Genomic DNA, 21,202 nt, shown 5'->3' on the forward strand with positions numbered 1-21,202 from the left:
CATATATTGAAACAAGTATCGGATCATCATACTCACGCCGAACACAAAGGCGAATTGACATATGGCAGACCCATATTTTTCCGAACTCAAGTACCTTGGAGGCCCACCACAGGACTTTATCGAGGTCGCTGTTGACGCGGGTGCAGATGTTTCTGGGCTTGTTGTTACGATCTACAACTCTGACGGATCTATCCGCAGCACTAACACGCTTGATGGGATCACCCCGACGACAGTCGCAGGCCGGGACGTCTATGTAATTGATTCAGCCAGTTCCGCCACCTTTACCGGGCTCGGTAAAACGAATGGTATCTCTTTATCCGACGGGTCAACGGTTTATCAGTTCAGCTCTTTCAGCGATCCCCCCAGCCCCGGCCCGATAACGGCGACAGCTGGCCCCGCCAATGGGATGAGCTCGACGGTTATCGGCGAGGCCGGGGCGGGAGATTCACTTATTTCCACCGACGATGGTGGAACCTATTCGGTGAACACCACTCCGACACCGGGCACCATACCGTGCCTTACGGCAGGAACGTTGATTGCGACCGATCAGGGCCCTGTCCTGATCGAGAGTTTGAAGCAAGGTGATCGTGCCTTGACGGATCATGGTTGCACGCAGCCTTTGTCACAAATCATTCGGCGACATGTCAGTGTACGGGATTTGCGCCGCAATCCCAAGCTTTACCCAGTACGCATTTGCGCTGGCGCGCTAGGGCAGGGCCTGCCCAGACGCGACCTGCTCGTGTCCCGTCAGCACCGGATGCTGATATCCTCGGCGATCGTTAAGCGCATGTTTGAGTGCCCCGAGGTTCTGGTCTCAGCTATAAAGTTGGTCGAGCTTCCGGGGATATACGTCGACGACAGAATTACAGAAGTTACTTATTTCCACCTGGTGTTTTCTGAACATGAGGTAATTTATGCAGATGGCGCCCCGACCGAGAGCCTTTTGCTTGGCGATGAAGCACTGAAATCTCTACCGGCAGCAGCCATGGAAGAGCTTTTTTCGCTGTTCCCCGATCTTGTCGAAACCCCGATGCAAAAGACCAACTACAAAATCCCAGAGGGGGGGCGGCAAAAGCGATTGATCGCTCGGCATGCACGGAACCGGCGGCCGCTTTTGGCAGATTACGACTCTTCTTCGATTCCAGTGTGATCGCTCTTAGATGACGCAGAGCCAAAACAGGTGTATTGCCTGCATTCCGGCCTGCTGCGGGCACCGCGCTCTTTTGCTAGGTGCCTGCCTTCGTCAAAGCCTTACCGCCGCCGGTCGCGACGTGAGCTCATAGGCTGGAACGCCACACCCACATGCGCTTCGCAATAAGGTTTGCCTGCCTCAACGGGCAGACCGCAAAACCAGAAATCCTCGGTCGCGGGGTCGCCGACGGGCCATTTGCAGGTCTTCTCGGTCAGTTCCATCAGCGTCAGCTTTTTGGCTTTCTTCTCAACCTCGTTGACCTTGGCCAGCGCCTCGGGGCTGATCTCGTTCGCTGAAGGTTGCGGCGGCAGCGGTTGACCGGCCGGGATGATCTGACGGCGGGCCGGAACAGCGGGCTTGGCCTCGGCTGCCGGCGCTGCGGCTGGACGTGCCGGTTCCGTCTTGGGCGTGGGTTTGGGCTTGGCCTCGGCCTTGGGCGCGGGCGCTGGTTTTTCCTTTGGCTCAGCCTTGGCGGGGGTCGCGCCGGTTGCGCGATTCGACAGGCCCAGCCGGTGGACTTTGCCGATAACCGCATTGCGGGTCACACCGCCCAGTTCCTTGGCGATCTGGCTGGCCGACTGGCCCTCGCCCCACATCTTTTTAAGCAGCTCTACACGCTCGTCAGTCCAGGACATCATTTGCCTTTCAAAAGCGGAAAGCGGCCCCGGATTCGGGCCGCCTTGGGAATTCGTCTCAGCCCCCTATTTTAAACACTGCGGTCCGAGTTACAAGCGGTCTTCGAATCAGGTAGAGGGCAGATCATGCAGAATCTCATGGATCAGGAGGCACGCCGCTTTGGTGCGGTGAACTGGATGGGTCTCTATACGCTGGCCCGGCGGGAAACTTTGCGGTTTATGGCGGTGTGGACGCAGACACTTTTGGCACCGCTGGTGACTGCGGGGCTGTTTCTGCTGATCTTCAACATCGCTATCGGGCCCAGCCGGTCTGATGTGATGGGCGTGCCATTTTTGACCTTTCTGGCGCCGGGCATCATGATGATGACGGTGATCCAGAATGCGTTTGCCAATACTTCGTCCTCGATGGTGATCTCGAAAGTACAGGGCAACATCGTCGATACCCTTATGCCGCCGCTTTCGCCGTTAGAGATTCTGCTGGGATACCTTGCGGGCGGCATTGCCCGTGGCTTTCTGATCGCTGTTGTCGTTGCAACCGCGCTGGCGCTGGTGCTGGGTATTGTCCCGCAGAACCCACTGATCGCCATGATCTTTGTAGTGCTGGGAGGGGCCTTTATGGGCGCGCTGGGCCTTTTTGCCGGGATATTCGCCAATAAGTTCGACCAGATGGCTGCGATTACCAACTTCATCGTCACGCCTTTGGCGTTTCTTTCTGGAACCTTTTACTCGGTCGAGGCATTGCCGCCGGTTTTGTACCGGCTAAGCCACGCCAACCCGGTTTTCTATCTGATCGACGGGCTGCGCTATGGTATGATTGGGGTTTCGGACAGCTCGCCCTACCTTGGGATGTTGATCTGCACGGCTGCAACACTGGTGGTCGGTGCACTGACCTGGCAGATGCTGCGAACGGGCTATCGGCTCAAGGCCTGACGGTGCCGCGCCTCGCGCCACACAAGAATCAGCCCTCCGGCCAAGATGATGGCAGATCCAATTAGGCTGACCGCGTCGGGGACCACATCGAATATCGCAAAATCATATAGCGCAGCGAACAGCAGTGTCGCATAGCTTATCGGCGCTACGAAAGACGCATCTGCCCGCGCCATGCCGTTAACGAAACAGGCCTGTGCGCAAGCCATCAATGCGCCGATCCCCGCAAGGGCTGCCCATTGCGCTGGGTTGGGCATCTGAAACACGAAACTCACCGCGACTGATGCGATGGTCAGGCCCATCGCGTTGTTCACCAATAGAATTTGGATCGGGCTCTCTCGCCCTGACAGCTTTTTGATAAAGATCAGCTCCATCCCGATGACGACCGCCGCCGCCAGCGCCAGTAACGCCGCAGGTTGGAAGCTCGCAGGTGTCGGGCGCAGCAGAACCATTGCCCCGATCAGGGCCACCACCGCCGCCAGCCAGCGCCAGGGACCGACGCCTTCTTTCAGCAAGGGAATGGCCAGAACCATCGCAAAGACCGGGTTCAAGAACGAAATCGCCGTCGCATCCGCCATCGGTATGAACGCGACCGATGCAAACATCAGCGTGATTCCCAGCCAGCCAAAGCTTGTCCTACCGATATGCAGCCCCCAATGGGGCCGCCGCAGTTTAGGGCGCATGATGCCCACTGCCGAAACGATGACCAGGAAGGCGAATAGAAACCGCCCGTGGCTGATCTGCATTGGATGCAAAGGAGCACCTAGCGTATCTGTCCCCAAAGCTTTGGCCAGCAGGGTGGTTGCCGCAAGGAATGCACTGGCGACAAAAATCAACAGTGCCGCAAGGGGCGGGTTATGCGCTTTGGGAACGAACATGCGTAAGCGGTGATGTACGGGTGGACGAAAGGCAAGGGGTAAAACGGTCAGGGCTGTCCCGACGGTGTAGCAAGAGCCTGTTTGGCCTGTCGCAAGCTGTCCAGAAAACGATTTGCGCGCTCGATCCGCGCCTCAACCTCTTCGATCCGTTCCTGAAGAAATGCTACGCCGTCAAAGCTTTCGGGATCAGCCGCACCAAGTTGCCCCAGCAGGGTTGCAAGTTGCGCGATACTGATCCCCGCCGCCTGTGCATCGCCGATCTGTTCCAGCGTGATCAGCGTGTCATCCGGATAGTCGCGATAGCTGTTTGTCGCTTCTGGCCCGGGGCGCGAGGCAATCAATCCGTGCCGCTCGTAAAACCGCAATGTGTCGCGGGGCAGCCCGCTTCGGCGGGACAGTTCTCCGATACGCATATGTAAAACCATTGACTATACTCTATGGTTTTGATCTTATGGCTCGTGGTCAAAGCCTGCAAGGGGAAAGATGATGGGATTCAAATGTCAAAGCTGCGGCATGCCTCTTAGCAAGGATACCGAAGGGGGCGGCAGCGAAGCGGACGGAACCCGCAGCACGCGGTATTGTTCACTCTGTTATGCGGACGGTGCGTTTCGACATCCCGATGCCTCGTTCGAGGAATTTCAGTCCCATTGTCTGGATGCGCTGGTGAACAAGGGCATGCCCCGTATTCTGGCCTGGGCTTTTACGCGCGGCATGGGCAAGCTGGACCGGTGGAGCGACGCCTGAAAACCAGCCCTTCTGACCAAAGAAACAAAACGCTTTTCATCACAAAGCATCGCCGCTATACGGCACCCATGATCAAACACGCTGATATCCTGCGACTTCGACGCCGACGCTTTGCCGCGTAACCGGCCCGTTTGATCCTTTTGCGCCGCCCAAATCGGCGCATCTCCCACCAAATCAGTTGACGAACATGGCTCTCGTGTATCACTCACGGGGCTCAACATATCGAAAAGGATGATCCGATGATCCCGTCCGTTCTGCCGACCTATAATCGTGCGCCCCTGACCTTTGTGAAGGGCGAAGGCGCTTGGCTGACCGAAGCGGATGGCCGACGTTTTCTGGATATGGGCGCGGGGATTGCGGTGAATGCACTGGGCCATGCGCATCCGGAGCTGGTGAACGCGCTGACGGAACAGGCCCACGCGCTGTGGCATGTGTCGAACCTTTATAATATCCCTCAGCAGCAGGCGCTGGCTGATAAGCTGGTTGAACATACCTTTGCCGACTCGGTGTTCTTTACCAATTCAGGCACGGAAGCCTGCGAGCTGGCTGTGAAAATGGCACGCAAATATTTCTACGATAAAGATCAGCCCGATCGGGTCGACATCATTACCTTTGACGGTTCGTTTCACGGTCGGTCCTCGGCAGGCATTGCCGCTGCGGGGTCCGAGAAGATGACCAAAGGCTTTGGCCCGCTGCTGCCCGGCTTTGTACACCTGACATTTGGTGATCTTGACGGAGTCACCAATGCGATCTCGGACAAGACCGCGGCGATCTTGATCGAACCCATTCAGGGCGAGGGCGGTATTCGCCCCGTCCCTGATGCCGAGCTCAAAGCGCTGCGTCAGATCTGCGACGACAATGGCCTGTTGCTGATCCTCGACGAGGTCCAATGCGGCGTTGGGCGTACCGGTAAACTTTTTGCCCATGAATGGGCGGGCATCACGCCTGACATCATGATGGTCGCCAAGGGCATCGGTGGAGGGTTCCCTCTGGGTGCGGTGCTGGCCACCGAAGACGCGGCCAGCGGCATGACGGCAGGTACGCACGGGTCGACCTATGGCGGCAACCCTCTCGGTTGCGCGGTGGGCTGCGCGGTGATCGACCAGGTTGCAACCCACGCCTTTCTGGACGGGGTCAATCGCAAGGCGGGCATGTTGCGCCAGAAGCTCGAAGGATTGATTGCAAATCATCCGGAGGTGTTCGAAGAGGTGCGCGGCGCAGGGCTCATGCTGGGTCTGAAATGCAAGGCGACCAACTTGGACGTGGTGAATGCGGGATATGATAACGGCCTCATCACCGTTCCCGCCGCTGACAATGTGATCCGCCTATTGCCGCCTTTGACCCTGACAGAGGACGACATTGCACAGGCGGTTATTCGTCTGGAGAAAACGGCCGCGCAGGTCGAAAGCAATCTGGCGTCTGCCTGAGCCCACCCGATTAGAAAAGCGAAACGACATGAAGCACTTCCTCGACATTCACAAAACCAATGCCGCCGCTTTGCGGGGCATGATCGACCAGGCTGCTGCCATGAAGCAGGCGCGTCTGGGGCAGCCAAAGGCGGCACCGGATGACGAATTGGCACTCAAAGACCGCATGGTCGCCCTGATCTTTGAAAAACCGTCAACCCGGACGCGCGTGTCTTTTGATGTGGGCGTGCGCCAGATGGGTGGTCAGACGATGGTCCTTTCGGGCAAGGACATGCAGTTGGGCCACGGCGAAACCATCGCAGACACCGCCCGCGTGCTGTCGCGCTATGTCGATATGATCATGATCCGGACATTTGACGAAACCATCCTAACCGAAATGGCGGAATACTCGGACGTGCCGGTGATCAACGGCCTGACCGATCGCACCCATCCTTGTCAAATCATGGCCGATGTTCTGACGTTCGAAGAGCACCGTGGCCCGATCGCCGGGAAGAAAGTCGTTTGGACTGGCGATGGTAACAATGTGTGTGCCTCGTTCCTTCACGCGGCGGGCCAGTTCGGGTTTGATCTGACTTTTACGGGCCCGGCGCAATTCGACCCCGAAGAGGATTTCATGGGTTTTGCCCGTCAAAAAGGGTCCAAGATTGTTGTGGAACGGGACCCCTACAAGGCTGTAGATGGGGCCGATCTGGTTGTCGCCGATACCTGGGTTTCGATGCACGACTCTCAATCCGCGAAAGAACGGCGCCACAACCTGCTGCGTCCTTATCAGGTAAACGCCGAATTGATGGCCCATGCCAAACCCGATGCGCTGTTCATGCATTGCCTTCCTGCGCACCGCGAAGAAGAAGCGACATCCGATGTCATGGATGGGCCGAACTCGGTCATTTTTGACGAGGCCGAAAACCGACTGCACGCCCAGAAGGCCGTTATGCGTTGGTGCCTGGGTGTCTGAACACATGAAAATGGCAAGAGAGAGCCGCGTGCTCTCTCATGATTTCCGGAGTGCACAATGCCCCATATAGTCCTCGAATTCTCTCAGGGCCTTGAAGAGAAACATGATTTCCATGCGGTCTGCGAGAAGTTGTTTGCGGTGCTTTCTGAACATGCTGAGTTTGATGCACCGGCCCTTAAGATCCGTGCCAATCCGGTCACCTATTTTCGGATCGGGACCGAACCGCAGACCTTTGTCCATGCGACGCTTTTATTGATGCAGGGCCGGGATGAGGCCACGCGAGCTGAACTGAACGCTACCGTTTTGGATGTTCTGACTGTTGCCATGCCCGAGGTTGGCAGCATCACGGTGCAAGAGGTCGAACTGAACCGTGCGTCTTATGCCAAACGCCTGGCGTGATTGTGTTTGGCAATTTGTTTATCTGAAGCACGGCGACTGACACCTTCTTTAGTCGTAAGCAACATTCCTTTGCAGGGCAGCAAAAATGCCCTGCATTCCCTGTCAAACAGGTGATCGGGTAGCGAGCTGTTTGGATGGTTCTTTTCTCAGGTGGAATTTCTGTTAGAATTGTTATGTAATAACATTAATGATATGTCATAACGGACAAAATTCCACCGGAGTTGTGCAATTATTGAGGTTTCTTTCAGGTGCAGCGGCCTGCATCTTGCAGGGGCGAACCGTTGCCTGCCGAAAAAGGGAGAAACTGGAATGAGCTGGAACCCGTCTCACAACCCCGATCGTTTGACTGAGAACCCGTCTTTAGAGGCACTGATCATTCCTCGCGCACGTGATCTGGGTGGGTTCGAGGTGCGCCGCGCGCTACCCTCGGTCAAACGACAGCTTGTTGGCCCGTTCATTTTCTTTGACCAGGTCGGCCCTGCAGAATTCATCACAGAAGGCGGTATAGACGTTCGGCCACACCCTCATATCGGGTTGGGCACGGTCACCTACCTGTATAAAGGGGAATTTGAGCATCGTGATAGTTTGGGCACCCATCAGATGATCTATCCCGGTGAGGTCAACTGGATGATTGCAGGACGCGGCGTAACCCATTCTGAACGCACCAGCAAGGAAACGCGCAGCAAAAGACACAGTCTTTTTGGCATTCAGACCTGGATCGCGCTCCCAGAGGAACAGGAAGATATTGCACCGGACTTCGAACATCATAAACAATCTGCGCTACCCCATATTCAGGATGCTGGGGTCAGCGCTCGTCTAATCCTTGGCTCGGCTTATGGTGAAAGCAGCCCGGTCACGACACTGTCTGAAACCTTCTATCTGGACGTGCAGCTTGCCCCTGGGGCCTCTTTTCCTTTGCCTGATGATCAAGAAGACCGCGGTGTTTATGTGACGGAAGGAACGGTTGAGATCGCCGGGGATCAGTTCACCCAAGGTCGTATGATGGTGTTTCGGCCAAGGGATCGCCTTTCCGTTCAGGCAGGGCCGCAAGGTGCGCGGCTAATGTTGCTTGGAGGTGCGACGTTGAACGAGGATCGTTATATCTGGTGGAACTTCGTGTCGTCCTCAAAGGAAAAGATAGAAGCAGCCACCCGCGAATGGAAAACGGCGGATTGGGCCAAAGGGGCTTTTCAACTGCCTCCGGGGGACGATCAAGACTTCATCCCGATTTCAGAAGACCTTGAACGCACCCGCCCGAGGCGCGCGCGCTGACCTGGCGTCAGTTGGCCTTGTCTGACAGGCGGATCGCGGCAATCTTTGACCGAAGGGGAGGGGCGTCATGAGGATCGCAATCGCGGGGGCGGGCAGCATTGGATGTTACTGCGGGGCTTTGCTGGCCCGATCCGGTCACGATGTCACCCTGTTGGGGCGGGCACGAATCCTCGACCCGATCCGGGATAAGGGGCTGATGGTCACAGATTTTTCAGGCCTGCGGTGTCATGTGACCAACCTGTCCCTGACCGAAGATCCGGCGGAACTGAGTGATGCTGAAATGGTCATTGTCACGGTAAAGACCGGCGCGACGGAAGAGATGGCGAAGCAAATCGGGAAACACGCTCCAGACGCTGTGATCCTCTCCTGGCAAAATGGACTGGAAAACGCAGGCACCTTACGTACGATGCTTCCGCACCACGATGTCCGCGCCGGTATGGTGCCGTTCAACGTCGTACCGACAGATACCGGCGGATTTCATCGCGCGACTTCTGGTGAAATCGTTATCCAATCCGGCCTCGGCGATTTGGGCGCAAAGCTGACTGGCCCCGACCTACCGGTGTCAGAGAGTGACCAGATCGAAGCCGTCCAATGGGGCAAGCTGGTGATCAATCTCAATAACGCGCTGAATGCGCTGTCCGGGTTGACGTTGAAACAGCAGTTGCTGGACCGCAACTGGCGCCAACTGATGGCAGATCAGATGTCCGAGGCTCTGACCGTGTTGCGATCCGCAGGACAACCGATTGTGTCAATGACGCCGCTGCCCGCATGGATGACACCGTATATCCTGCGTCTGCCTACGCCTTTGTTTTCGCGGGTCGCATCCCGGATGCTGATCATTGACCCTTCGGCGCGCACCTCTATGGCCTATGACCTGATGGCAGGGCGCCCAACGGAAATCGACAGTCTGCAAGGCGAGATCATCCGTTTGGGCGAGCAGCAAGGCATTGCGACCCCAATCTGCGCGCAGGTTCGCGAAAAGATTGCACAGAACCCAAAATCCCCGCTTACTCCCGAGCAAATCCGAAGCTGATGGGTTAGAGAAAAGCCGTCAGTGTCCAGAAGATAGCGGCTGATAACACTGCGGTAGCGGGGACCGTTATGATCCAGGCAGCCACGATCGTCATGAAATGCGAGCGACGGACGAGTTTCCGGCGTTTTTTCTCTTCCTGTGCCTGGCGCCGCTCGGGCAGTCGTTGGTGGTTCGCGTTCTTTCTGCGCCGCTCGGCATGCCATTCGCGATAGAAGCCCACTCCGAAGACCGCGCCCACTGCGATATGGGTGGAACTGACGGGCAGGCCCAGCCAACTGGCCAGGATCACAGTGATCGCCGCAGAAAGGGCGACACAGAATGCGCGCATTGGGTTGAGCTTGGTGATCTGACTGCCGACCATCCTGATCAATTTTGGGCCAAACAGGAACAGCCCAAAGGAAATTCCCAGCGCTCCGATCACCATCACCCAGATTGGAATTGCGACTTGTGCAGCGAAATCCCCGAACTGCGCCGTATGCACGATTGCCGCCAACGGACCAACCGCATTTGCCACGTCATTGGCGCCGTGGGCAAAGCTAAGAAATGTTGCTGAAATAATAAGTGGTAGCCCAAACAGCGTTTTCAGAGACTTCGTTCTGTTTTCTAGTCCTTCTGATCTGCGATGCACCCAAGGGACTGTCACCAGCCATGTCAGAAATCCGGTGGCCAGACCGAACAGCAAAGCGACTTCAAGCTCAACTTTGACCAGCTTGTTCAGGCCTTTGACGGCCAAATAGGTGGTAAAGGCACCAGCCATGACAGCAACGAGTATCGGCACCCAACGGCGGGCAGCGGCGATCTTGTCGTCCTGATACTGAATTTTGGCATTGATCAAAGCCAGAAAGCCAGCGGCAATAGTTCCACCTAACACAGGAGAGATGATCCAACTGGCGGCAATGGCGCTCATCGTGGTCCAACTGACCGCGCTTAGGCCAGCTGCTGCGATGCCCGCCCCCATGACGCCCCCTACCACCGAATGTGTGGTCGAAACAGGCGCGCCGACCCAGGTGGCCAAGTTGACCCACATGGCTGAAGAAATCAGAGCCGCCATCATCGCCCAGATAAAGACGGTGCTGTCGTGAACCGATGCCGGGTCTATAATCCCTTTCGAAATCGTCGAGACGACATCCCCACCTGCCAGCAAGGCCCCCGCGCTTTCTGCGATGGCTGCGATGACGATTGCGCCGGTCATGGTCAGCGCGTTGGCCCCGACAGCGGGGCCCATGTTATTGGCAACATCATTTGCGCCGATATTGATGGCCATATAGGCCCCAAAACCGGCTGCCGCGACAACGATCAACCCGCCATCAGCCCGCCCAAAAACCACTGCGGCCGTCAGCCCGGCCAGCGCAATAAAGGCGAAGGCGATACCCGGCGCCAGCATGGGGCGTGCCACATGGGCATTGGCATACTCAACGCGTGAGATGCGCGCCAGATCGCTGTCCAGCGATTGCCAACGGGGTTTGGAGCTTGGGTTCGACATCAGGCTATTGCGGGCGGTTTCCAAAAGAACACCCGCGGCTATACGGTTTCGCTCAGACGAGCAACCGTGGCGTCATCACTTTTTGTGGAGGTGTCACAGCTGCAGCAGCAAAGCGCGCAGTTCGGGCTCCTGAACACGTCCGGCCGCTATCACGGGCGAAACCCACTCGCGGGTCCTTTCCTCGGCCTCGGGGTAGATATCGGCCAGTTCCTGCACTTCGATCCGATAGACATTGGTCACCACAGTCTGGCTGGCCCCGTCTTTCAGGATCTTGTCATAAGTATATTGCCCAACTGGGTCTTTGGATAGGGATTGGGCGCGCACGCCGGCTTCTTCCCAGGCCTCTTGCCGGGCAGCCTCGGCGCCATCCAGGCCATCAATCGGCCAACCTTTGGGGATGATCCAGCGTCCGGTGTCCCGGCTGGTGATCAAAAGAACCTGCAGCCCGTCCTGTGTTTCGCGGGTGCACAAGGCGCCAAACTGCACCCGATGGGGGCGCAGGAACAGAGGCCGGGCGACCTCTTCCCAAATATTTCGCAGCCATTTTGTCATGTTTGTCGTTCGCGAACCCGGGTTTTACCTGAGCAGCCCACATAGCAATGAAACAGATAATCTTCAATGAACGCCCGGAATCACCATGCTTTCCGCATCTTCATGCCAAGAATTTTCGACGAAAATTCCCGACGGCCGCCTAATTACGACGTTTTGCGCGCAAGGTGGGGCCGGCCATGGTCGGATCTTCGGGCCAAGGGTGTCTGGGATATTGCGCGCGCATGTCTTTGCGCACATCCGCGTATGATCCAGCCCAGAAACCGGGCAAGTCGCGCGTGATCTGGATGGGTCGTTGGGCCGGGGAAAGAAGCGTGATCTTAAGGGCCTCGCCGCCGATGACCGGATGGCGCGTGACGCCAAACAGTTCCTGCAGCCGCACCGAGATTTCCGGTACTGCACCGCCATAATCTATCGGCACCTTTCGCCCGAGAGGAGTTTCAAACGACCCTGGAGCGCGCCGGTCCAGTTCCTGCGTTTGGGCCCAGTCCAGTCGGGCGCGCAACGCTGGCAAAAGGTCGAAACGTTTCCAGTCTTCAGCATTGCGGACGCCGGAAAGCATCGGCAACAGCCAGTCTTGCAGCGTGTCGGTCAACCCCTCGATCGAGAAATCAGGCAGCTCTGCGCCTTCGGTCCGGACCAGTTCCACCCGTGCCGTCAATCGCGCAGCGGCCCCGTTCAATCGCAGGCCAAGATCACGGACGCCATCCAGCATCGCCAATGCAACTGCTTCGTCCGGAACCTCTTTCCAAACACGATCACTCAACGTGATTGCGCCTAGCCGTTCTTGTTTGCGCGCAACGACACGGCGGTCACGTTTTGACCAGTCGCAGACCTCGATCCAGGTGATCTGATCCTCGAACAGGTCACGAATTTCCTTTTCCGAGATCTGTGCGGCCATGCGCACCTTTGCTTCGCGGGGGTTGCCATCGGTATCGGTCACAACCAGATAAGGCGCGGCAGCCAGCGTATCGCTGCCATCCAGCACAACACCCTTCCCTCCTGACAACACATAACGCGGCTCATCCCCTTTGCGCCGTTGTCCAATGCGATCGGGATAGGCGAGTGCGGCTGTTGCCGCTGGGCTGAAGTCGGACAGGTTGCCTTTGGTTTGCAGCCGCTTGGTCTCGGTTTTTATCCGTTCTAACGCACCAATGTTGACCTGCCAGACACGGTTACGCTGAAAGGCGCGCACATCCCGCATGGCTTCGAGCCGGAGCAGCATATCCACCGGCGCACCGCGCATGGGGTCGCGTTCGGCCATCAGGGCGGCCAAGGGCGCAGCGCCGGGGCCTGCCTGTTCCAGCATATGCCCCAGTCGCGGGTGCAGAGGTAACGCAGCCAGTGACCGCCCGTGGTCGGTGATCCGCCCCTTTCCATCCAGCGCGCCCAGCATCATCAGCAACGTGCGTGCCTCTGTCATCGTGCCCTCTGGTGGAGGGGTCAGGAAAGACAGTTCTTCGGGGTCCGCCCCCCAAAGTGCCAGTTCCAGCGCCAGCCCGGTCAGGTCGGTTGCCTCGATCTCGGCCGGGGGATAGGCGGCCAGCGCGCCTTCTTCGCCCTTCGACCATAAGCGATAGCACTTGCCTTCGGCGACACGACCAGCGCGGCCAGCGCGCTGCGTTGCCTCGGCGCGCGTCACCCGCTCGGTTACTAGTCTGGACATACCCGAACCCGGATCGAAACGCGCCCGCCGAGCCTGTCCCATGTCCAAGACCACGCGAATGTCTGGAATGGTCAACGAGGTTTCGGCAATGGACGTAGCCAAAACCACTTTGCGACCGGTTTCGACCGGTGCAATCGCTTGGCGCTGGGCAGCGAAAGGCATCGCGCCGAATAGTGGTCGCACCGTAGCTTTGCTGGATAGCCGGCCAGCCAAGGCGGCCTCTGCGCGGCGGATTTCGCCTTCTCCGGGCAGGAACACCAACATCCCACCTTCTGTTTCGCGCTCGGCCTGAACCACAAGATCGACCAATGCGTCCAGCTTTCGCGCCCGTTGTCCTAGCGGTCGGTCCAGCCAACGTGTTTCGACCGGGTAGCTGCGCCCTTGGGACGTCACAACGGGGGCCTCCATCAACCGTCCCACAGGCTCAGCGTCTAGCGTTGCCGACATTGCCAGCAGGATCAGATCGTCCCGCAATGCCCCGGCGACCTCAAGGCACAAAGCCAGGCCGAGATCCGCGTTCAGGGACCGTTCATGGAATTCATCGAAAATCACCGCACTAATGCCGGGCAGATCGGGTTTGACTTGCAGCATCCGGGTCAGGATGCCTTCTGTGACGACCTCGATCCGGGTCGATTTCGATACCTTCGCCTCGCCCCGCACGCGATAACCAACTGTGTCGCCCACGCGCTGTCCCAGCGTATCGGCCATGCGCTCAGCAGCAGCCCGGGCCGCCAAGCGGCGGGGTTCCAGCATCACGATCTTGCCATCGCATAGCCCCGCCTCGAATATCGCCAGCGGCACTCGTGTTGTTTTCCCCGCGCCCGGAGGTGCCTGCAGCACTGCGCGGCCCGAAGCCTTTAGGGCGGCAAGAAGGTCAGGAATGGCGTCGTCGATGGGCAGGCGTATCATGCGGGCTTTATCCGCCAACGGTACGGCAAGGTCCAGTTCCGTCTCTTATGCCCGGAGAGCGCATATCCCAGAGGTAAATTCTTGTGCGCTCTGGTCTGGACAAACCCCTCATTGGGACGGCAACTAGAACTGCCGCAACTGATTGGGGGCGAAATGGAACTGGACAGCCTGAGTGACAGGATTTTGAACGGAGACCGGCGCGCGCTGGCCCGTGGTATCACGCTGGTGGAAAGCGGTCGCGCCGATCATCGTGCGCAGGCGACGGAACTGCTGACCAGATTGACCAAAGAGGGCCGCCAGGCCCTGCGGATCGGATTGTCAGGAACGCCCGGCGTCGGCAAGTCCACGTTCATCGAAAGCTTTGGCATGATGCTGACAGGGCAGGGGCTGCGCGTTGCGGTTCTTGCAGTTGATCCCAGTTCGACTCGGTCGGGCGGGTCCATTCTGGGGGACAAGACCCGGATGGAACGCCTGAGCCGCGAGAAAAACGCCTTTATCCGTCCATCACCCAGCCAGTCGCACTTGGGCGGTGTTGCCCGCCGCACACGTGAAGCCATCGCTTTATGTGAGGCCGCTGGGTTCGATGTTGTTTTGATCGAAACGGTTGGTGTCGGGCAATCGGAGACGGTTGTCTCCGAGTTGTCGGATCTGTTTATGCTGTTGCTTGCCCCAGCGGGCGGTGACGAACTGCAGGGCGTCAAGCGCGGTATCATGGAAATGGCCGACATGATCTTGGTCAACAAGGCGGATGGTGACCTGAAATCTGCTGCCACTCGCACCTGCGCCGACTATTCCGGGGCGCTGCGTCTTTTGCGTAAACGGCCCCAGGACCCGGAAGGATTTCCCAAGGCGATGACTGTCTCAGCGGTCGAGGAACATGGGCTGGCTCAAGCCTGGGAGGAGATGCAGTCCCTCAGTAAATGGCGCCGTGAAAATGGCCACTGGGAGGTCAACCGCGCCACGCAAGCACAATATTGGTTCGAACAAGAGGTTCGGTCTGCCCTTCTGGCACGCCTGGCGACTCCACAAGCGCGCTCGGAAATGGAGCGTCTGGGCTCGCAGGTCAGCACTGGTCAGCTCAGTCCGTCGGTTGCGGCGGAACATATGTTGTCTGCTATAGTCGCTGGCTAAGGCCTTATTCAAGCCTTTGATCTCATTCCCTTTCTGATTTCGGATCGGTGGGTTATCGCCCATAGGTTGCAAGTTGACCCAAACTTGATGCAAACTCAGGTTAAGGCCGCGCATCTGTCGCCAGGCCGGATATGCGGGAACCGTCAGCTATGCCCGATATTACTGGGACCAACGGCAACGACGATATCGACGTTAACAATGACACGGGGACCCTGAACGGTTCACCGGCTGGAACTCCGATTGATAATATCCGCGGCCGGGGTGGCGACGACGACGTCGATATCAATAACAGCACGATTACCGGGAATGTCATCGGCAATGCCGGCTCCGACACGATCACCGTCACCAGCAGCACCATTGGTGGCAGGATTGCCAGCGGGTCGGATGACGACACTGTCGATATCAGTGGCTCGAGTATTGGAAACATCCGGCTGGGGAGCGGCAACGATACCCTGAATTTCACCAGCACCAGCGTTAGTGGCGATTTGCGGGGTGGTGGCGGGACCGACACGTTGAACTTGCCGGTGGGTACCGTCATCACCGATACCAATTTTGGCGTCATTAATGTCGTAGATGGCGTAGGCTATACCCTGTCCAGCGGGACGTTCACCCTACCATCCGGTATCACGGTCACATATTCTGCCTTTGAGAACGGAAGTGGCGTTCCTTGTTTTACCCGTGACACGCACATCCTGACGCAGGACGGCATGAAAGCAATCCAAGCGCTGCGGATCGGGGACATGGTCCCGACCATGGGGTGCGACCCTCAGCCTATACGCTGGATCGGTCGTCGACAGTTTGACCGCACCGCCTTGCTGGAAAATCCCCGGCTCTTGCCGGTACGAATCCTTGCAGGTGCGCTGGGCGAGGGTTTGCCGCATCGCGATCTTCTGGTCTCACGCCAGCACAGGATGCTGGTGCAGTCCAGAATCGCGGAACGCATGTTCGGCACCACCGAAGTTTTGATTCCGGCGATCAAACTGACCGCACTGCCGGGAATCTATATCGATGAGGCCGTGCAATCGGTTGAGTATTTTCACCTGCTATTTGATCGCCATCATGTCATCTTTGCCGAAGATGCCCCAACCGAAAGCCTGTTCACCGGAGTCGAGGCCCTGAAATCCCTCGGGTCGGAGGCGCGGCGAGAAATTTTCGAAATCTTTCCGGAACTGATCGAAAATCATGGTGAAAACCCGGCCCGGTTCATTCCATGTGGACGCCAACAGTCCCATCTGATCCAGCGGCATTTGAAGAACAACAAACCCTTGCTTCAACGCAATGGCGCCTAGGTCTTATAGAGTTTAAGATGGGTGCAAAGATTTCGCACGGCCCGTCTTGACCCTTCCTGTGATTCCCACTAAACGCATCCAACCAGTTTTCGGGCGCGACTTCGGGTTGCGCCCCTTGTGATTTGGCCACGGGTCCTGTACCCAGCCCGCAGATACAAAGGAAGAAACCATGTCGCGCCGTTGCGAACTGACCGGAAAAGGCCCGATGACTGGCAACAATGTCAGCCACGCCAAAAACAGAACTCGTCGTCGTTTTCTGCCCAACCTGAACGACGTAACCCTGCAGTCGGAAACCCTGGGTCGTGGCGTCAAGCTGCGTATCTCGGCCGCTGCCCTGCGTTCAGTTGACCACCGTGGTGGTCTGGATGCGTTCCTGGCCAAAGCCAAGGATGACGAGCTGTCCACCAACGCACTGAAAGTGAAAAAAGAAATCGCCAAGGCTCAAGCTGCGGTCTAAACGTTCTTTTTCATCAAAGATTTCGACCCTGTACCCGAACGGTGCAGGGTCTTTTCTTTTGTCTGATTGAGTTTAGACGATTTCGCCGTCAGAGCGTGATCTTGTTCACATACAGTGTTCTGATGTTTGAATATGTTTGTTCATATTCTATTGGCGGAGTTCGATCTCATGTCTTTCAAATCCTTTGATTCCCTCTCCCTTTTGGCGGCCTTTTTTGGCAAGACGTTTGGGACATGTGTGCGGATGCAGCGTCAGGTGAACAGGTTGCATACCAGCCTGACCAAAGGGTCTGTCAAACGTCCTGGATTGGACAACTGACCTCGTACTGACCAAAATGACCCGAGGGCTTCTGGCGCATTCGATTGTGCTTGAAGCCCTTTTTGTCTCGGGCGTATACCGAAGGCAGGATGAAACACTTTCGGAACAGATTTCTATCATTTGCCCTGTCTCTGCTGGTCATTCTGACCGGTCAAGGGGTGGCTGCGTCGCGTGGCGTTGATACCGCAGTCGGGCAGATGGTGCTGTGTACTGGTGTTGGTCCTGTTGTGATCTATATGGATGCCGAGGGGCAACCGGCAAAGCCCCCGCATTTCTGCCCCGACTATGCGCTGACGTTGCTGGGTGCTATTGCTGTCGTTTCACATGTGCTGCCCGATGCACCAAGTTATGCCGGGCCATTTTTAGAGCGCGGCGACAGGAGCCTAATAGCAGCGCCCGTTCCGTTTCAGCCCGCCCGCGCGCCACCTGCAAGAGCCTGATTAAATTTAACTTTTTCAGACACTTGACATAGGAGAGGCGCAATGTCCCTCACTTCCAAACTTTTGGCAACCCTGGCTGCGGCCGCATTTGCCACCACTGCAATGGCGCAGGAAACCATCACACTAGAAGATGCCTATGCGCGCTCCGCCGGCAAAACGGCGAAAGCGGGCGCGGCCTTTATGGTGATTCAGAACACGGGCGAGGCGGATGACCGTCTTGTTCGCGCGGAATCGGAGGCGGCTGCACGGGTTGAGCTGCACACGCATCTGATCGATGCCAACGGCGTGGCGCAGATGACCCATGTCGAAGAGGGGTTCGTCATCCCAGCCGGTGGTGCGCATGCGCTCAAGCGCGGGGGCGATCACGTGATGTTCATGGGATTGGTTGCTCCGTTTGAACATGGTGCAACTGTGCCTGTAACGCTGGTTTTTGAAAAAGCCGGTGAGGTTGAGATCGACGTGCCGGTTGATCTGGAACGAAAAGACATGGGCGCCCACTCGAACTAAGGTCACGTCATCCTTCAAGCCGCTATGCGGCCGTCATCCACGCGTCAGGCCGGGCTTTGCCCGGCCTGTTTGCCTATCGCTTCAACGGTTAACAACCCGCATCGAAACGCGGTCATGCGCCCGTTTGAAGCGCGCTGCCAGAAAGAACATCACGGCGGCGAAAGCCAGAGCGGAAAAGGCAATGGCCCACCCCAGTGCGACCATGCCACTGCCGGGCCAGAACAACAGCACCAACCCAATGATCAGCGCAATGATCCCCGAGTTTCGCACCATCACGGCATCCGGGTTGTTGCTGGGTATCTGCCGCCATGCCAGCAACGAACCGATGCCGACGATCAGCGCCCAAGCACCCAGCAGGAAAAATGTCAGCCGCGCAACACCCTCGGGCCAGATCAGCAGGACAAGACCGATCAACAGTGCCCCGATGCCGACGCCGCCGATCAATCCGCGCCGTCCAAAGCCTAGTAGGGTCAGGCCGCCATCTAGAACCAAAAGCAGGCCGACCAGTCGCAACAGCAATGAGATACTGCCCGTTGGCCAAAACAGCGCGGCGATCCCCAATGCTCCGGCCAGACATCCGCGCAACAGGAAGGTCCACCACAGATTTGCCAGTTGGTCGCCAAATGTATCGCGGCCCTCCATACTGGAATCGTCCAGGATTTCTTCGCGCGTGTGGTGGGGGTCGGTCATGGGAGCCTCTTATTTCGATTGTCGTATCAATAATTTTGGTGCCGGTCTGGCGGGCTAAGATTCGCGCAGCAGCTTTTGAACCCAGCGTGGCACGGTTTCGGATGCAGGGCCAAGTATCACCTGATCGAAACTCGAGGCGCCGGATGACGGATCTAGGTTCAACTCGACGGTTCGTGCGCCTGACATTGTCGCCTCGTGCACAAATGCTGCGGCGGGGTAGACCTGACCCGAGGTGCCGATTGAAGCGAAGATTGCAGCATTGGCCAGGTGATCGTAGATCAGGTCCATAAAATAGGGCATCTCACCGAACCATACAACATCGGGTCGGGCGGTTGGGCCACCGCAGGCGGGGCAGGGTTCACCCACCGACATCTCGGGCGGGGCGACCCAGCGGTGATCGCAGGTGGTGCATAAGGCCCCAGCGAGGGTGCCGTGCATATGGATCACATTCTCGGATCCTGCGGCTTCGTGGAGGCCGTCGACATTCTGGGTCACGATGATAACCTCGCCGGGCCAGTTGCGTTGCAGATGGGTCAGCGCGGTATGGGCCGGATTGGGTTGCGCCTGTGCAGCCTGCACGCGGCGCGCGTTGTAGAACTTTTGCACCACCGCCGGATTGCGGGCAAAGCCATCGGGCGTGGCGACATCCTCGATCCTGTGCTGCGCCCACAGACCTCCTTCGTCGCGGAATGTGCCCAGCCCGCTTTCGGCGGAAATCCCGGCACCGGTCAGAATGACGATCTTTTCCATTTCCGCCTCACGCGTTACACCCGGTTGTATGACACACCGTATCCTTTTCGTCTGTTTGGGCAATATCTGCCGGTCTCCGGCCGCCGAAGGTGCCTTTCGCGCCCGTGCGCCGCATCATGCCACCGACAGCGCCGGAACCTCTGGCTGGCACATCGGAGACCCGCCTTATGGCCCAATGCAGCAGGCTGCTCATGACCGTAGTATCGACATCAGCGATCTGCGCGCGCGCAAATTCGTGGCCGAAGATTTTGACCACTTTGACCTGATCATCGGAATGGATGCAGAGAACCTTATCAATATCGAAAACTTGCGCCCCCGTGGCAACGAAACTCCGGTTCGCTTGCTGACTGATTTCGCTACTGAGACAGGCGCGGATCATGTGCCCGATCCGTATTACACCCGTGATTTCGAGGGCACGCTGGATTTGATCGAAAAGGCCGTCGCAGGTCTTGACGCACATCTGAGGGCTTAGTTGTAGACGCTCTGATGTCTTCGACATTCAGGTGTAAAATCAATCGACGCCTGCATCGGGGCCAAGCTCACCTGTTTGGTTCTTTCGAAATCACAGTGGATAAGGTGCGTGTCGTCCGGCTTCTGGTGATCGCAATCGCACCCAAAACCAAAGCGCAGGCTACGGCCTGTGGTGTTGTGATTGCTTCGCCAAAGGCAAGAAAGCCCACAGCAAACATTGTCGGCAATTCAATGCTGCCGACGACCGCAGTTTGAGAAGCGCCGATCAACGGCGAGCAGATCGTATAAATGAGCTGTGGCACAAGCGCTGTGACCAGGCCAATTCCGACGATCAAAATCCAGTCGGATTGCCCTTGCGGGAGCAACTTGGCAACATCGGCGTTCAACATCAGCGGCAACAGCCCGAGAACCGATCCCAAGGAAACCGAAGCAATGCGCGCAAGCGGTGCGATGCGGGACAACCTGTGAACCAAGACACATATGCCGAAGCCGAACCCGATTGGGGCTGCTAGCGACATCAGAAGCGTTGGTATGTGCTGTATCGGAACAGATGCGGGCGATCCTGCAATGAGTGCCGCCAAGGTAATGAGGCCCGAGGCGAACAATGCGCGCCTTGTGGGTGTATCGGCGAACAAAGCCCAGGCAATGATCAGCGTGAAAACCGGATAGGTCATATAGAGAACGCCCACAGTCGATGCGGGCAATGTCTCCAGCGCCGTCACATATCCAATCCATCCTAGGCCCATTACCGCGCCTGCCGAAAGCCCCCAAGCAATCTCGCGCCAAGCGTTTCGGTGTATAATAAGAACAGGCAGCAGCAGAATTGCCGTAACGATGTAGCGATAGAACGCGACGGCATAAGGCGCGACGCCTTGCTCGGTCAGCCCTCGGCTAAAAAAGGGAACCAACCCGAAACAAATTGAGGCGAAAAGAACGCCGGCAACCGCAATCGGATAGGGAATAGTTGGTCTCGTCTGTGTTGATATCGTTGCCATTCCAATTTGCTATCACAGGTTTGCGACTGCTGTAGCAGAGATTCGTCGAGCGGTTGCTTCGGTTCGCAAAGCTAACCCTAGTTCG

General features: G+C 57.6%; 23 protein-coding genes. 14 read left to right on the plus strand and 9 right to left on the minus strand.

Going from position 1 to position 21,202, the window contains the following annotated elements; all coding sequences use genetic code 11:
- Nucleotides 1-61: 61 nt before the first annotated feature.
- Nucleotides 62-1,150, plus strand: coding sequence for a Hint domain-containing protein (locus tag AC2FIC_RS19075; protein WP_496692866.1), 1,089 nt, complete (start codon nucleotides 62-64; stop codon nucleotides 1,148-1,150).
- A gap of 101 nt (nucleotides 1,151-1,251) precedes the next feature.
- Here the strand turns inward: AC2FIC_RS19075 and AC2FIC_RS19080 are convergent, their stop codons facing one another.
- On the minus strand, nucleotides 1,252-1,827 hold the full coding sequence (locus AC2FIC_RS19080) for a GcrA family cell cycle regulator (RefSeq protein WP_142638060.1): 576 nt from the start codon (nucleotides 1,825-1,827) through the stop codon (nucleotides 1,252-1,254).
- A 126-nt stretch (nucleotides 1,828-1,953) separates the two neighbouring features.
- On the opposite strand from AC2FIC_RS19080, the gene AC2FIC_RS19085 reads away from it, so the two are divergent.
- On the plus strand, nucleotides 1,954-2,757 hold the full coding sequence (locus tag AC2FIC_RS19085) for an ABC transporter permease (RefSeq protein ID WP_142638062.1): 804 nt from the start codon (nucleotides 1,954-1,956) through the stop codon (nucleotides 2,755-2,757).
- Here the strand turns inward: AC2FIC_RS19085 and AC2FIC_RS19090 are convergent.
- The gene (locus tag AC2FIC_RS19090) at nucleotides 2,739-3,632 is read right to left on the minus strand and encodes a DMT family transporter (protein WP_496692865.1); all 894 of its coding nucleotides are present in this window, start codon (nucleotides 3,630-3,632) and stop codon (nucleotides 2,739-2,741) included. The two genes, AC2FIC_RS19085 and AC2FIC_RS19090, sit on opposite strands and share 19 nt — an antisense overlap.
- Nucleotides 3,633-3,679: 47 nt before the next feature.
- A complete protein-coding gene (locus AC2FIC_RS19095; RefSeq protein WP_496692864.1) occupies nucleotides 3,680-4,057 on the minus strand; it encodes a MerR family transcriptional regulator in 378 nt (125 codons plus the stop codon).
- 61 nt (nucleotides 4,058-4,118) lie between these two features.
- Here AC2FIC_RS19095 and AC2FIC_RS19100 point away from each other — a divergent pair, with 61 nt between their 5' ends.
- The 6 genes from AC2FIC_RS19100 (at nucleotide 4,119) to AC2FIC_RS19125 (ending at nucleotide 9,462) form a co-directional block, all read left to right on the plus strand.
- Nucleotides 4,119-4,376 carry a zinc ribbon domain-containing protein gene (locus AC2FIC_RS19100; RefSeq protein WP_496692863.1) on the plus strand — a complete coding sequence of 86 codons (258 nt, stop codon included), beginning with the start codon at nucleotides 4,119-4,121 and terminating at the stop codon, nucleotides 4,374-4,376.
- A 239-nt stretch (nucleotides 4,377-4,615) separates the two neighbouring features.
- Nucleotides 4,616-5,803: an aspartate aminotransferase family protein gene (locus AC2FIC_RS19105; RefSeq protein ID WP_496692862.1), complete on the plus strand. Its 1,188-nt coding sequence runs from the start codon at nucleotides 4,616-4,618 to the stop codon at nucleotides 5,801-5,803.
- Nucleotides 5,804-5,831: 28 nt separating this feature from the next.
- A complete protein-coding gene (gene argF, locus AC2FIC_RS19110) occupies nucleotides 5,832-6,758 on the plus strand; it encodes an ornithine carbamoyltransferase (protein ID WP_271950442.1) in 927 nt (308 codons plus the stop codon).
- Nucleotides 6,759-6,815: 57 nt separating this feature from the next.
- Nucleotides 6,816-7,157 carry a 5-carboxymethyl-2-hydroxymuconate Delta-isomerase gene (locus tag AC2FIC_RS19115; RefSeq protein ID WP_496692861.1) on the plus strand — a complete coding sequence of 114 codons (342 nt, stop codon included), beginning with the start codon at nucleotides 6,816-6,818 and terminating at the stop codon, nucleotides 7,155-7,157.
- A 309-nt stretch (nucleotides 7,158-7,466) separates the two neighbouring features.
- Nucleotides 7,467-8,429, plus strand: a complete 963-nt coding sequence (locus AC2FIC_RS19120; RefSeq protein ID WP_496692860.1) for a pirin family protein — start codon at nucleotides 7,467-7,469, stop codon at nucleotides 8,427-8,429.
- 67 nt (nucleotides 8,430-8,496) lie between these two features.
- The gene (locus tag AC2FIC_RS19125) at nucleotides 8,497-9,462 is read left to right on the plus strand and encodes a 2-dehydropantoate 2-reductase (protein ID WP_496692859.1); all 966 of its coding nucleotides are present in this window, start codon (nucleotides 8,497-8,499) and stop codon (nucleotides 9,460-9,462) included.
- A 4-nt stretch (nucleotides 9,463-9,466) separates the two neighbouring features.
- Here the strand turns inward: AC2FIC_RS19125 and AC2FIC_RS19130 are convergent, their stop codons facing one another.
- The 3 genes from AC2FIC_RS19130 to hrpB all read right to left on the minus strand — a co-directional run bounded on the left by AC2FIC_RS19130 (nucleotide 9,467) and on the right by hrpB (nucleotide 14,069).
- Nucleotides 9,467-10,945, minus strand: coding sequence for an inorganic phosphate transporter (locus AC2FIC_RS19130; RefSeq protein ID WP_496692858.1), 1,479 nt, complete (start codon nucleotides 10,943-10,945; stop codon nucleotides 9,467-9,469).
- A 93-nt stretch (nucleotides 10,946-11,038) separates the two neighbouring features.
- Nucleotides 11,039-11,497, minus strand: coding sequence for an NUDIX hydrolase (locus tag AC2FIC_RS19135; protein WP_282027762.1), 459 nt, complete (start codon nucleotides 11,495-11,497; stop codon nucleotides 11,039-11,041).
- Between the two features lie 139 nt (nucleotides 11,498-11,636).
- A complete protein-coding gene (gene hrpB / locus AC2FIC_RS19140; protein ID WP_496692857.1) occupies nucleotides 11,637-14,069 on the minus strand; it encodes an ATP-dependent helicase HrpB in 2,433 nt (810 codons plus the stop codon).
- Between the two features lie 153 nt (nucleotides 14,070-14,222).
- Between hrpB and meaB the strand changes: the two genes are divergently transcribed.
- The 5 genes from meaB (at nucleotide 14,223) to AC2FIC_RS19165 (ending at nucleotide 18,211) form a co-directional block, all read left to right on the plus strand.
- On the plus strand, nucleotides 14,223-15,200 hold the full coding sequence (gene meaB / locus AC2FIC_RS19145) for a methylmalonyl Co-A mutase-associated GTPase MeaB (RefSeq protein WP_496692903.1): 978 nt from the start codon (nucleotides 14,223-14,225) through the stop codon (nucleotides 15,198-15,200).
- A 149-nt stretch (nucleotides 15,201-15,349) separates the two neighbouring features.
- The gene (locus AC2FIC_RS19150) at nucleotides 15,350-16,489 is read left to right on the plus strand and encodes a Hint domain-containing protein (RefSeq protein ID WP_496692856.1); all 1,140 of its coding nucleotides are present in this window, start codon (nucleotides 15,350-15,352) and stop codon (nucleotides 16,487-16,489) included.
- Between the two features lie 169 nt (nucleotides 16,490-16,658).
- Nucleotides 16,659-16,946 (plus strand): 50S ribosomal protein L28, encoded by a 288-nt coding sequence (rpmB, locus tag AC2FIC_RS19155; RefSeq protein WP_142638086.1) that lies wholly within the window; start codon nucleotides 16,659-16,661, stop codon nucleotides 16,944-16,946.
- 407 nt (nucleotides 16,947-17,353) lie between these two features.
- Nucleotides 17,354-17,704, plus strand: coding sequence for a hypothetical protein (locus tag AC2FIC_RS19160; RefSeq protein WP_142638088.1), 351 nt, complete (start codon nucleotides 17,354-17,356; stop codon nucleotides 17,702-17,704).
- Nucleotides 17,705-17,746: 42 nt separating this feature from the next.
- Nucleotides 17,747-18,211, plus strand: coding sequence for a copper chaperone PCu(A)C (locus tag AC2FIC_RS19165; RefSeq protein ID WP_142638090.1), 465 nt, complete (start codon nucleotides 17,747-17,749; stop codon nucleotides 18,209-18,211).
- 81 nt (nucleotides 18,212-18,292) lie between these two features.
- Here AC2FIC_RS19165 and AC2FIC_RS19170 read toward each other — a convergent pair whose 3' ends face one another.
- Nucleotides 18,293-18,901, minus strand: coding sequence for an HdeD family acid-resistance protein (locus tag AC2FIC_RS19170; RefSeq protein WP_496692855.1), 609 nt, complete (start codon nucleotides 18,899-18,901; stop codon nucleotides 18,293-18,295).
- Nucleotides 18,902-18,955: 54 nt separating this feature from the next.
- Complete coding sequence (locus tag AC2FIC_RS19175) at nucleotides 18,956-19,651, minus strand: NAD-dependent deacylase (RefSeq protein WP_271950400.1); 696 nt, start codon at nucleotides 19,649-19,651, stop codon at nucleotides 18,956-18,958.
- A 28-nt stretch (nucleotides 19,652-19,679) separates the two neighbouring features.
- Between AC2FIC_RS19175 and AC2FIC_RS19180 the strand changes: the two genes are divergently transcribed.
- Nucleotides 19,680-20,123 (plus strand): low molecular weight protein-tyrosine-phosphatase, encoded by a 444-nt coding sequence (locus tag AC2FIC_RS19180; protein ID WP_496692854.1) that lies wholly within the window; start codon nucleotides 19,680-19,682, stop codon nucleotides 20,121-20,123.
- Nucleotides 20,124-20,190: 67 nt separating this feature from the next.
- On the opposite strand, the gene AC2FIC_RS19185 is transcribed toward AC2FIC_RS19180, so the two are convergent.
- Entirely contained in the window at nucleotides 20,191-21,117 is a 927-nt protein-coding gene (locus AC2FIC_RS19185; protein WP_496692853.1) for a DMT family transporter, read from the minus strand.
- Between the last annotated feature and the right edge of the window lie 85 nt (nucleotides 21,118-21,202).

It is taken from the genome of Ruegeria sp. CDSC079, assembly GCF_059610505.1.

Bases quoted from the DNA above. Each gene is read 5' to 3' on its own strand.
- AC2FIC_RS19090 (WP_496692865.1), bottom strand. From the start codon at position 3,632: ATGTTCGTTCCCAAAGCGCATAACCCGCCCCTTGCGGCACTGTTGATT.
- AC2FIC_RS19175 (WP_271950400.1), bottom strand. From the start codon at position 19,651: ATGGAAAAGATCGTCATTCTGACCGGTGCCGGGATTTCCGCCGAAAGC.
- AC2FIC_RS19185 (WP_496692853.1), bottom strand. From the start codon at position 21,117: ATGGCAACGATATCAACACAGACGAGACCAACTATTCCCTATCCGATT.
- AC2FIC_RS19075 (WP_496692866.1), top strand. From the start codon at position 62: ATGGCAGACCCATATTTTTCCGAACTCAAGTACCTTGGAGGCCCACCA.
- AC2FIC_RS19150 (WP_496692856.1), top strand. From the start codon at position 15,350: ATGCCCGATATTACTGGGACCAACGGCAACGACGATATCGACGTTAAC.
- AC2FIC_RS19180 (WP_496692854.1), top strand. From the start codon at position 19,680: ATGACACACCGTATCCTTTTCGTCTGTTTGGGCAATATCTGCCGGTCT.
- AC2FIC_RS19160 (WP_142638088.1), top strand. From the start codon at position 17,354: ATGAAACACTTTCGGAACAGATTTCTATCATTTGCCCTGTCTCTGCTG.
- argF (WP_271950442.1), top strand. From the start codon at position 5,832: ATGAAGCACTTCCTCGACATTCACAAAACCAATGCCGCCGCTTTGCGG.
- AC2FIC_RS19170 (WP_496692855.1), bottom strand. From the start codon at position 18,901: ATGACCGACCCCCACCACACGCGCGAAGAAATCCTGGACGATTCCAGT.
- rpmB (WP_142638086.1), top strand. From the start codon at position 16,659: ATGTCGCGCCGTTGCGAACTGACCGGAAAAGGCCCGATGACTGGCAAC.
- AC2FIC_RS19080 (WP_142638060.1), bottom strand. From the start codon at position 1,827: ATGTCCTGGACTGACGAGCGTGTAGAGCTGCTTAAAAAGATGTGGGGC.
- AC2FIC_RS19135 (WP_282027762.1), bottom strand. From the start codon at position 11,497: ATGACAAAATGGCTGCGAAATATTTGGGAAGAGGTCGCCCGGCCTCTG.
- AC2FIC_RS19130 (WP_496692858.1), bottom strand. From the start codon at position 10,945: ATGTCGAACCCAAGCTCCAAACCCCGTTGGCAATCGCTGGACAGCGAT.
- AC2FIC_RS19095 (WP_496692864.1), bottom strand. From the start codon at position 4,057: ATGGTTTTACATATGCGTATCGGAGAACTGTCCCGCCGAAGCGGGCTG.
- AC2FIC_RS19105 (WP_496692862.1), top strand. From the start codon at position 4,616: ATGATCCCGTCCGTTCTGCCGACCTATAATCGTGCGCCCCTGACCTTT.
- AC2FIC_RS19100 (WP_496692863.1), top strand. From the start codon at position 4,119: ATGGGATTCAAATGTCAAAGCTGCGGCATGCCTCTTAGCAAGGATACC.
- AC2FIC_RS19120 (WP_496692860.1), top strand. From the start codon at position 7,467: ATGAGCTGGAACCCGTCTCACAACCCCGATCGTTTGACTGAGAACCCG.
- meaB (WP_496692903.1), top strand. From the start codon at position 14,223: ATGGAACTGGACAGCCTGAGTGACAGGATTTTGAACGGAGACCGGCGC.
- AC2FIC_RS19125 (WP_496692859.1), top strand. From the start codon at position 8,497: ATGAGGATCGCAATCGCGGGGGCGGGCAGCATTGGATGTTACTGCGGG.
- AC2FIC_RS19085 (WP_142638062.1), top strand. From the start codon at position 1,954: ATGCAGAATCTCATGGATCAGGAGGCACGCCGCTTTGGTGCGGTGAAC.
- hrpB (WP_496692857.1), bottom strand. From the start codon at position 14,069: ATGATACGCCTGCCCATCGACGACGCCATTCCTGACCTTCTTGCCGCC.
- AC2FIC_RS19165 (WP_142638090.1), top strand. From the start codon at position 17,747: ATGTCCCTCACTTCCAAACTTTTGGCAACCCTGGCTGCGGCCGCATTT.
- AC2FIC_RS19115 (WP_496692861.1), top strand. From the start codon at position 6,816: ATGCCCCATATAGTCCTCGAATTCTCTCAGGGCCTTGAAGAGAAACAT.